The sequence below is a fragment of the Promicromonospora sp. NPDC057138 genome, from assembly GCF_042670845.1.
Taxonomy (GTDB): Bacteria; Actinomycetota; Actinomycetes; order Actinomycetales; family Cellulomonadaceae; genus Promicromonospora.
Genome location: NZ_JBHUUX010000065.1, coordinates 23,172 through 32,006 on the forward strand (window position 1 = coordinate 23,172; position 8,835 = coordinate 32,006).

Annotated in this window: 6 protein-coding genes; all 6 read left to right on the forward strand. The window is 76.2% G+C overall.

The genetic code is table 11. From position 1 onward, the window contains the following. The first annotated feature begins 55 nt into the window (after window positions 1-55). Window positions 56-1,036: an LppM family (lipo)protein gene (locus tag ACFT2C_RS24290; RefSeq protein ID WP_377209652.1), complete on the forward strand. Its 981-nt coding sequence runs from the start codon at window positions 56-58 to the stop codon at window positions 1,034-1,036. An 89-nt stretch (window positions 1,037-1,125) separates the two neighbouring features. Then, window positions 1,126-1,875: an LppM family (lipo)protein gene (locus tag ACFT2C_RS24295; RefSeq protein WP_377209653.1), complete on the forward strand. Its 750-nt coding sequence runs from the start codon at window positions 1,126-1,128 to the stop codon at window positions 1,873-1,875. Between the two features lie 14 nt (window positions 1,876-1,889). Beyond that, window positions 1,890-2,867, forward strand: a complete 978-nt coding sequence (locus tag ACFT2C_RS24300) for an alpha/beta hydrolase (RefSeq protein ID WP_377209654.1) — start codon at window positions 1,890-1,892, stop codon at window positions 2,865-2,867. Window positions 2,868-2,968: 101 nt separating this feature from the next. Further along, complete coding sequence (locus tag ACFT2C_RS24305) at window positions 2,969-7,408, forward strand: SCO7613 C-terminal domain-containing membrane protein (protein WP_377209655.1); 4,440 nt, start codon at window positions 2,969-2,971, stop codon at window positions 7,406-7,408. 79 nt (window positions 7,409-7,487) lie between these two features. Then, window positions 7,488-8,081 (forward strand): GNAT family N-acetyltransferase, encoded by a 594-nt coding sequence (locus ACFT2C_RS24310; protein ID WP_377209656.1) that lies wholly within the window; start codon window positions 7,488-7,490, stop codon window positions 8,079-8,081. Between the two features lie 34 nt (window positions 8,082-8,115). Next, window positions 8,116-8,835 (forward strand): bifunctional transcriptional activator/DNA repair enzyme AdaA (locus ACFT2C_RS24315; protein ID WP_377209657.1); only part of this gene is annotated, 720 nt, incomplete at its 3' end.

Here is an 8,835-nt window from a genome sequence, read left to right on the forward strand (position 1 = left end):
GAACTCCCCTTTGTCAGGCTTTTCGATACCGGGGGTCGGCCTGCATGCTGTCTCAGTGATCCGTTCCCGCCGCGCCGCAGGTGTAGCCGTCCTCGCCGTACTGACCCTGGCTCTGTCCGGGTGCGTGCGGATGGGCGTCGAGGTGGACCTGAAGCCCGAGAACGTGGCCTCGTCGAGCATGGTGCTCGCGGTCGAGGACGGGTACCTCGACCGGACGGGCCAGTCGTCCGACGATGTCATCGACACCCTGACCCAGCGCCAGGAGGAGGACCCGGCGCAGGACGCCGTCCGCACCGAGGACTTCACGCAGGACGGCTACACCGGCACCCGCTTCGTCTACCCGGAGGCGGGCATCGGCAAGGTCGGCGCCCGGGTGGGCTGGCCGATCGAGGTGGTCCGCAAGGGCGACGAGTACCTGGTCTCCGGCGTGCTCGACCTCACCGAGGAGGGCCTCGGCGGCCGGGGCGGGGCGTCTATCGACAACCTCGACGTCACGGTCGACATCACGTTCCCGGGCAAGGTCGCGACCTCGAACGGCACGGTCGACGGGAACACGGTGCGCTGGGAGCCGCCCGTGGGTGAGAAGGTCGAGATCTCCGCGCGCGGCTCCGCCATCGGCCCGACCACGAAGGACGCCGACGCCGCGACCGGGGCCGCCGAGGTCGTGACGCTGCCGGTCGTGCCGGAGTGGGTGGTCCTCGTGCTCGGGCTGTGCGGCCTGGTCATCCTGCTGCTCATCGGCGTGATCGTGTGGCAGGCGATGCTGCGCGTGCGCGACCGCCGGCCGGCCGACGGCGCGCCGCCGGTCCCGCAGCAGCAGGTTCCGCAGCCCGTCGTGCCCCAGCCGGCAGTGCCCCAGCCCGCGCCGCAGCAGTACGGCGCGGCCCCGGCACAGCAGTACGGAGCGGCGCCGCACCAGGGGCAGTACGGCGCTGTCCCAGCGCAAGCGCAGTACGGCGCGGCACCGGTGCATCCGCCGGAGCAGGCGACGCCGCAGGAACCGAACCGGCCGCCGAGCTTCCCGCCGGGGTTCTGACCGGGGCTCCGCGGTTCTGACTGGAGCTCCTGGATCTGACCGGAGCTCCGGGGTTCTGGCCGGAGCCGATGTCGGGCATCATGACCTGGGTGAACTTTGTCCGGGCCCTCGCCGGCGCGGCGCTCGTCCTGGCCCTCGCCGGGTGCGTGCGCCTCGACCTGCAGACCACGCTCACCGACCACGGCACGGCGGACGGCACGCTCGTCATCGCCCTGGCCGACGACGCCGTCGGCATGTTCGGCAGCGACCCCGCCGACGTCTGGGCCGAGTACAAGGGCGAGGTGGTCGGCGACGTCCCGGACACCGTGGCCGAGGAGCCGTACGCCGAGGACGGGTACACCGGCTCGCGCTACGTGTTCGACGACGAGCCCATCGCGACGCTGGCCGCGATCAGCGACGGCGACCTCGAGGTCAGCCAGGAGGGTGACGAGTACGTGGTCTCCGGCGTGCTCGACCTGTCGAAGCGGGTACAGGGCATCGAGAATGCTCCCGAGGGCGCGCTCAGCTCCGTCGAGGCCACCATCGCGCTCACCTTCCCCGGCCCGGTCACCGAGGCCAACGGCGAGATCGCCGGCAGCACGGTCACCTGGCACCCGGACGCCGAACAGGCCACCCGGCTGTCGGCGCGCGGCCCGGCCACGGCTCCCGGCGTCGGCCCGGATGCGACGCCGACGCCGACGCCGACGGGCGAGGCGACGCCCACGCCGACGGAGAGCCCCGCCGAGGGCGTCATCTCCGACTGGGGCACGCCGGTCGCCTTGGCGACATTCCTGGTGCTGGTCGTCGGCGGGCTCGCCGTTGGATATATGGTCAGCCGACGGCAGCGCACGAAAAGCTGACCGCGAGCGCAGTCATGACGCACGGGAGCGACATGGACGAGACCGCGAAGGACTGGACCGAGGACGTGCTGGGCGCGGGCTTCGAGGCCCGCACGCTGCGGTTGCCGGGCGGCGCCGAGGCGACGCTGGTCCGTTACGTGCCCGAGGACGGGCCCGGCGCCGGGCGCCCGCCGGTGCTGTACGTGCACGGGTACACCGACTACTTCTTCCAGCGCCACCTCGCGGAGGCGGTCGCCGGGCGCGGCTACCCGTTCTACGCGATCGACCTGCGCGCCCACGGGCGCTCCATCGACGCGTGGACGGCCACCGGCGGCGACGCCAACATGGTCAACGACCTGCGGCTCTACGAGCAGGACCTGGACGCCGCGGCGGAGGCCATCGCCGCCGACGGCCATGCCGGGCTGGTGCTCCTGGGGCATTCGACGGGCGGGCTGATCGCCTCGCTGTACGCGGACGCGCGCCCCGACCGGGTGACGGCCCTCGTGCTGAACAGCCCGTGGTTCGACCTGCGGGGAAGCTGGTCCGACCGGTCGCTGGTCACCCAGGCCGTGTACGTGCTCGGGCGGATCGCGCCGCGGACCGTCGTGAACAAGCCGGGCGAGGACTACGGCCGGGCCCTGCACCAGGCGACGGGCGGCGAGTGGGACTACGACCTGCGCTGGAAGCCGCACGGCGGGTTCCCCGTCCAGGCGGGCTGGCTGGCCACGATCCGGCGGGGGCACCGCCAGATCGGGCGCGGGCTGGCGGTGCGCTGCCCGGTGCTCGTGTGCACCAGCGACACGACGGGGCCCGACGGCGGCGAGGCCGCGGTGATGCTCAGCACCGACGCGGTCCTCGACGTCGCGCACATGCATGCCCGCGCGCCGAAGGTGGGGACGGCGGTGGACGTCGCGGTCATCGAGGGCGGCGCGCACGACCTGGTGCTGTCGCCGAGGCCCGCCCGGGAGAAGTACCTGACGACCGTGCTGGACTGGCTGGACGCCACGACCTGACCGGACCTGACCGGCGAAGCACACATTCGGCATGAAACCGTGACCAGATCCACGCGTGCCGCACAGCATCCGATCCACACCGCTCCGCCAGGCTTCCGCCCATGGAAGAGACGTGGGTCAGGCACGCACTGAAGCGGCTGCCCGACACCCGGGCCTGCCCCGGGTGCGGCACGATCCTGCGCGGCGGCGTCTGCGGTCACTGCGCGCTCGACCTCCGCGGCCAGAGCGGGATCGACCTGCACGGGGCCTCGCTCGCCGCCGAGCGGGCGATCCGGGACCGGCAGCGGATCCTCGACGAGATGCGCGCCGAGCAGCCCGCCGCGGCCAGGTTCGCCCGGATCGCGGACGGCGGGCGGGCTTCGAGCGCGGCGGTGGGGGTCTCGACGGGCTCGACCAGCGGGGCGGGCGCATCGCTGGTCGAGCCTGTCGAGACCCGTGTTTCGACAGGCTCAACCCCCGATGCGACGGTCGAGACCCAGGTCAGGACGAGCTCAACCCGCGACGCGGCGTCCGGGAGCCCGGCCGGGCCGCGCAGCGCCGTAGCCCTCCAGCCGATCCTCGCCGGCGTGGGCGCCGCGCTGCTCGCCGTCTCGGCGGTGGTCTTCGTCTTCTTCACGCTCGCCGACCAGCTCGTCCTCCGCACGATCGCGACCCTGCTGGTCACCGTCGCGTCCGTCGTCGCGGCGGCACTGATGCGGCGAGCCGGCCTGCGGTCGTCCGCTGAGGCGGTGGCGGCCCTGGCGGTCGCGCTGGCCTGGGTGTGCGCGGAGCTCGGCCTGCAGGCGGGGCTGCTGGGCGGCGTCGACGACTTCGTCGCCCGGGCCGTCCTGCTCGCGCTGCTCGCCCCGTCGCTGGTGGCCCTGGGCGGCCGGCTCAAGGTGCGCTCCTGGGCGGCGGCCGGCGCGGTCTCCGCGCCGCTGGTCCCGCTGCTGCTCGCGGCGGGCCTGTCCGACGTCGTCCTGCCCGCCCGGGCCTGGATCCTCGCCCTCGTCGCCGCGGCGCTCGTGGCACACGCCGGCACCGGCGTGCTGCGGCGGGTGGGCGAACGCCTCGGCCTGACGCCCCGGTGGGAGACGGGCGTGCTGCGCGCCGCCCGGACGGTCGCCGTCCCGGCGGCGCTGGTCGCGACGGCCCTGTCCGGCTTCGCCCCGCTGCCGTTCGCCGCCTGGTGGGCGCTCGTCTCGGTCGGCGCGGCCGCCCTCGGCCATGCGCTGCGGGTGCGCGCGTGGGCCACGACGGGCCTGGTCATGGCGCCGTTCGCCGCGTTCCCGGCCGCGCTCGCCCTGCCCGACGACGTCGTGGCCCGGCCCTGGGCCGTCGGCGCGGGCGCGCTGCTCGTCGCGCTGGCAACGCTGGGCGGCCCGGCGGTCGCTCGGGCCACCGGCCCGCGTGTGGGCTCCGCGCTGCGGGTAGAGCTCCGGCTGCTCGAGGTGGCGCAGGCCCTGGCGGTGGTGGTCGCCGTCGGGGCCGCGCTCCTGGTCCCGCCGGTGGCGGCCCTCGCGGGCCTGCCGGGCGACGGCGAGACCGCCGTCCTGCTCGCGGCCACCGCCGTCGTCGTCGCCGTGCTGCGACGCGGGACGCACCGCCGCTGGTGGACCTTCACCGCCGGGGCGCTCGGCGCGGTCGCCGCGCTGTTCCTCGCGGCTCGGGACGGGGCGGACCTCCTGTGGGTGCTGCCCGCGGCCGCGGGCCTGGCCTGGCTGACGCTCGCCGCGGTCCTGACCGCCCTGGTCGCGGCGCGGGCGCGCCGGTTCGTGCCGGCCGCGCGGACGCGCGCCGACCTGCTGCTCGCGGCCTGGCTCGTCGCGGTGCTCGCGGCGGTACCGGCGCTCTGGGCCGCGCTCCCGCGCGGGTTCGAGGTGCTGTTCGTGGCGCTGGAGCTCGCCCCGACGCCGGGGCTGGGCGCCGGGCCACTGGGCAGCGGCTCGCTGGGCGCAGGCTCCGCGGACGGCGGCTTCATGATGGCGGAGGTCCGCGACCCGAGCCTGCTCGGGCTCGTCGTGCTGGCCCTGCTGATGCTGGCCGCGTCACGCCTGGGCGGCGCGGCGGGCACGACGGCGGACCGGACCGCGCCCGTGGTGCGCATCGCCCGCGCCGTCGGCCCCTGGGTGACCGTCGTCCTCGCCCTCGCCGCCGCCCTGCACCCGAGGCTGCAGGCCGCGACGTCGCTCGCGCTGCTGGCGGGGCTCGCGGCCCTCCTGCTCGCCGCGACGGCGGACCCGGAACGATCCTGGCGCGGGCTGCGTCCCGTGGTCACCGGGGTCCGGTCCGGGTTCGACGGCGCACGGCGGGCGACCGCCGTCCTGGCCCGGCTCGGCGGCTCGCCGATGGGGCCGGGGGAGCGCCCGTTCTGGCGGGCGGCCGCCCTGACCGGGACCTGGGTCGCGCTCAGCCTGCTGACGCTCGGCTCCTGGCAGTCCCGCCCGACGGTGCTGGCCGCGGCAGCCGTCGTCGTGCCGCTCGTGCTGGCCGCCCGGGCGGCCCTGCCGCGCCCGGCCCACGCCGCCCTCGTGGGCGGCGCGTACGCCTACGCCCTCGTGGTGGGCGGCGTCTGGCTGGGGTGGCTCGGGCTGGACTGGGTGGCGGCGGTGTGCAGCGTGTCTGCCGCCGCGTCCCTGACGGCGGCCGCGGTGACGGTCGGTACCAAGGTCACCCGCGGCGAGTGGTTCGCCGTGCTCGGCGTGACCGCCGTGCCGTTCGCGCTCGGGGTGCTGACCGTGGTCACCGAGCGCACCTGGTGGTCCGCCGGGGCCGCGGCCGCGATGCTGCTGCTGGAGCTGGTGCTGCTCCTCACCCGGCGCGCCGGCCTGTCGCCGGTCGTGCGGGTCATCGCGGCGGGCCTGGTGCTGCCGACCGCCGCCGTCGCGACGGTGAGCGCCGGCGCGATGGTGCTGCCGATCAGCGGATCGCCGGTGCTGCTCCCGGTCATCGCGGCCGCCGTCGCGGTGGCCGCGGGCGGGGCGCCACGCGTCGCGGGGTTCCTCACGGGCCGGCTGCCGGACGGCGGCGTCGTCGGCCGCTGGGTGCGCGGCACGCTCGAGCTGAGCGCCGTGGTGACCGGCGCGATCACCGTCGGGCTGGCCTACGGGCGGCCCTCCGCCGGCCCCGACATCGCGGTGGCCGTGCTGCTGCTCCTCGCCGTCGGCGCCGGCGTCGTGGCGCGCGAACCCGACCGGACCCGTGTCTGGTGGCTCGCGGGCGGCCTCGCGACAGCGGCGGTCTGGACCGCGCTGGCCGACGGCGGCGTCCGGCTCGTCGAGGCCTACACCCTGCCGCCGGCAGTCGCCGCGATCCTGGTCGGGACGCTGCTGGCGCGGCGGGCGGCGCTGGTGGCGGGCGGGGGTGGCGGCACCGGCGCGGCCGGTACGAGCGGGGGTACGGACGCGCCGGCGTCGGGCCGCCGGTCTCGCGGCTGGCGGCTCGTCGCCGCGGGTACCGTGCTCGCCCTGGTGCCGAGCGTCCTGACGCTGGCCCTCGCGTCGGGGCCGGGGAACGCACGCGCCTGGACCCTCCTGGTGGTGGGGATCGTCGCGACGCTCGCGATCGTGGGGCTGCGGCGGTGGCCGCTCGTGTCGGCGGGCTGGGCGGCGCACGCCCGCACGCTGCTGGCGGGCGCCGCGCTGCTGGCCAGCGCGGGCCTCGCCGTCGAGTCCCTGCAGGTCGCGGGGCATGCCGCCGGCTCGCCCGGGGCACGGTTCGCGATCGGTCTGGGCTGGGCGTGCGCGGCCGGGGCGCTCTCCTTCGTCGCGGTGACCGGCGCGCGGCCGGGGGCGCCGTCCGCCCGCCTGGGACGTGCTATCGACCTGGCCGGGCACGCGCCCGCGCTCCTGTTCCTCGTCGTCGGGGCCGTGGCGAACGCGGAGCCGAGCTGGGGCGCGATAGTCACCCTCTGGGTGCTGGAGGTCGCGCTGCTCGTCCTGCTCGTGCTCGTCGCGCGCCGGCTCCTGCGCGGGCTGACCACCGGCATCCCGTCCTGGGCGGTCTGGCTGGGGGCGCTGGCGGCGGCGATCGCGGCCTGGAGCCCCCGCGACCTGCGGGTCGAGGTCTTCTCGGTGCCGCTCGGCGTCGGCCTCGTCGTCGCGGGCTGCTTCGCGCTCGGCGAGTGGGAGGCGCACACGAAGGTCAGCGGGCCCGGTTCCGCCCGCCCTCCGCAGCGCACCCTGGTCGGCTGGCCGGTCGGCTGGACCGGCTCGTGGGCGCTGCTCGGCCCGGGAATCCTGGCCCTGCTGGGGCCGTCGGTGCTCGCCACCTTCACCGACCCGCAGACCTGGCGGGCCGTGCTCGTGGTCGGCGTCGCGCTGGCCGCGGTGCTCGTCGGGTCCCGGCGCGGGCTCGCGTCACCGTTCCTGCTGGGTGTCTGGGTGCTGCCGGTCGAGGTGCTCGTCGTGTTCCTGACCCAGCTCGGGACCGAGATCTCCGCGGTGCCGTGGATGCTCACGCTCGCCGCGGCGGGCGGGGTGCTGCTCATCATCGCCACCCTGGACGAGCGGCGCACGGCGGGGTACGGGGGCGCCGCGGCGTATCTCAGGGACCTGCGGTGAGCGGAGCGGGTGCGGCAGGCGCCGTACGCGCCGCGGACGCCGCGGACGCCGCACGCCGGAGGCGTGGTGGAATGACGCCATGCAGCACGACCTGCGTCTCTCCGCCCACGGCGTCCGCCTCGAACCCCTGACGCGCGGCCACGCGCCCGCCCTGGCCGGGCTCGTCGACGCCCAGCTCTGGGCCAGTATGACCAGCGCCCTCCCCGACACCACCCCGGCGATGGAGGCGTACGTGGACGCCGCCGTCGCGGCCGCCGACCATCTGGCCTTCGCGGTGCTCGGGCCCGACGGCGAGGTGCGCGGCTCCACTCGGTTCTACGAGCTCAACCCAGGCCAGCGGAGGGTCGAGATCGGCTCCACGTTCTACGGCCGCGACTGGTGGGCAGGCGTCACGAACCCGGCGTGCAAGCTGATGCTGCTGCGGCACGCCTTCGAGACCCTGGGTCTGCGCCGGGTCGCGCTGCGCTGCGACGCGCGGAACACCCGGTCGCGCGCCGCGATCCTGAAGCTCGGCGCCACGGAGGAGGGCCGGCTGCGCGGGCATCGCGTGGCGCCCGACGGCTCCGAGGGCGACACCCTGTACTTCTCGATCCTGTCCGACGAGTGGCCCGGCGTCCGCGAGGGCCTGGAGGCGCGCCTGGCGGCGCTCACTGCCGTGTCCGAATCCCGCTAGCCGCCGCGTCCGGACGGGGCGCAGGATGGGGGCTATGACCGACGTCGAGCTCCGCGATCCCGCGTTCACCGAGCGTTACCGCGCCATCGCCGCGCGCGACTCCCGCTTCGACGGGCAGTTCTACACGGCGGTGCGCACCACCGGAATCTACTGCCGGCCGTCGTGCCCGGCGCGCACGCCGAAGCCCGAGAACGTCTCGTTCTACCTGACCTCGGCCGCCGCGCACGAGGCCGGGTTCCGCGCCTGCAAGCGCTGCCTGCCCGAGGCCGCCCCCGGCACCCCCGCGTGGGACCTGCGCCGCGACCTCACGGGCCGCGCGATGCGCCTGGTGGCCGACGGCGTGGTCGACCGCGAGGGGGTGTCCGGGCTGGCCACCCGCCTGGGGTACTCCGAGCGCCAGCTGCACCGGCTGCTGGTCAGCGAGCTGGGCGCCGGTCCGCTGGCGCTGGCCCGGGCGCAGCGGGCGCAGACGGCGCGCGCCCTCCTGGTCGGCACGTCGCTCCGCCTGGCCGACGTCGCCTTCGCCGCCGGGTTCGGCTCGATCCGCCAGTTCAACGACACGGTGGCCGAGGTGTTCGGCGCGACGCCGTCGGACCTGCGCGCCCGGGCGCGCCGGGCTGGACGCACGCCCGCAGCCACGGGCGGTTCCCGACCATCTCGGGGCGCAGCGGTCGGCACATCGCTGACCTCGGGCAGCGAGGTCGGCAGTGTGCACCGAGGTCGGTCCAGGCCTGTGCCGACCTCGGTGCACACC

Coding starts and splice junctions, on each gene's coding strand:
- ACFT2C_RS24310 (WP_377209656.1), top strand. CDS start 7,488: ATGCAGCACGACCTGCGTCTCTCCGCCCACGGCGTCCGCCTCGAACCC.
- ACFT2C_RS24305 (WP_377209655.1), top strand. CDS start 2,969: ATGGAAGAGACGTGGGTCAGGCACGCACTGAAGCGGCTGCCCGACACC.
- ACFT2C_RS24300 (WP_377209654.1), top strand. CDS start 1,890: ATGACGCACGGGAGCGACATGGACGAGACCGCGAAGGACTGGACCGAG.